The organism is Actinomyces acetigenes (assembly GCF_031296635.1).
Classification (GTDB): domain Bacteria; phylum Actinomycetota; class Actinomycetes; order Actinomycetales; family Actinomycetaceae; genus Actinomyces; species Actinomyces acetigenes.
Genome location: NZ_JASPFC010000090.1, coordinates 1 through 1,440, shown reverse-complemented (window position 1 = coordinate 1,440; position 1,440 = coordinate 1). Strand labels below are relative to the sequence as shown.

At 66.7% G+C, this 1,440-nt stretch carries 1 protein-coding gene; it reads right to left on the bottom strand.

Annotated features, from left to right (window positions below):
* Positions 1 to 121 precede the first annotated feature (121 nt).
* Positions 122 to 1,081 carry a DUF559 domain-containing protein gene (locus RIV14_RS13615; protein WP_178387842.1) on the bottom strand — a complete coding sequence of 320 codons (960 nt, stop codon included), beginning with the start codon at positions 1,079 to 1,081 and terminating at the stop codon, positions 122 to 124.
* Positions 1,082 to 1,440: the final 359 nt, after the last annotated feature.

The window sequence follows — 1,440 nt, the reverse complement described above, 5'->3', positions numbered from 1 at the left end:
CACAGCCCCTCGCCCCATCTGACGCTCTGCAAGCACTGCCCAGATCAATAGATCTCCATCTGAGAGCACGCAGTCCCACATCTCACATGCACCCCAACGGTCGACGGCGGCTGCCCTTGCTTCATGGAACAAGCTCAGCCGATCCTCGGGGAAGCCGTTGCCCCAGCAACGAGGCCTCACGCAGCCCGGCCTCCAGACGCATCCCCTTCCATTCCAGCTCCTGCCGGGGCCGCAGGCGCGCGACCTCCGCAGGCTGGAACCTCGTCAGAATCTTGGCGCCGAGCCGATCTGGACGCATCATGTCCCCGTAGGACACGCGCAGCACCGTCCACCCCTGCGACTCAATCCCGTCCTGGCGCCGTTTCTCCTTCCACAGGTCCTCAGCCCCCTGGTACTTCTTCCTGCCGTCAGCCTCCAGGACGAGCCTCCTGTCCGGCCAGCACATATCCACCCACCAACGCCCCTCGGAAGTATCGACGGGGTACTGCACCTGCGGAATCGGCAGCCCCAGAACCAGGACCAGCCACCGCAACGCGCTCTCAAGCGCCGACTCGGAGAACGGCGTCGCCAGGCCCAGCACCGCCCGAGCCTGAGTCACCCCGCGACGTCTTGGCTCACGATTGAGCGTGCGCGCCCACTCCCGCCTCACTCGATCAATCGCCGCCGAGCACAGCTCGGGCCGCTCCCGATCCGGCTGACAACAGCGACGCAGCACGGAGTCGGCGATGGCGAGCGCGTTGTGCGCCGGTTCGTCGAAGGCGCAGTCGTAGGCCGTGCGCACCGCCGTGGTCGTCACCGTCTCTCCCACGGACTCGACCTCATCCGGCATCAGCCCAAGACGGCGTCGCCACAGACCAACGTTCCGACAGCCGGAGAAGTCCGAGGGGCCCTCAGAGATCAGCGCGGGCGTACCGCGGGCCGGGACCCAGACACGGGGCAGAACGGTATGGACCTGGTTCGGGGCGCTGGACACCGCGAGGTAGACGTCGGGCTCCTGGGAGAACATGTCGAGCTCAAGCGCCAGAGCCGCTGATGTGTGCGACAGAAAGGCCGCGGACAGCTGGGTACGCTGGGCAACCACGGCACGCGCCAACGACAGGGTGTAACGATGCTGCCAGCGCTCAGCATCGCGATCCGGCAGCCAGTAGTAACCACGCGCCAGACGGATCCACGAACGCGAGGGAAGACAGCCGCGGCGGGAGCGGCGCGATGTGTGCAGAAGACGCGGACGCAAATCGGAGACAGTGCTGGGGGCAGATGGTCGCGGAGTCATGTCTCAAGGTTGCGCACTGCGACGGCGCGGTTCAGCCGCTGCGATCAGCCCTGTGGATTGAGGTCGCATTCGCGCACCTGTGGTTCCGCACCCGACCTGGAAATCCGCACTCCACGAGGGTCGGGAGCCGCCTGCCCTGAAGACGACGTCGGAACCAGCCCGGCCAC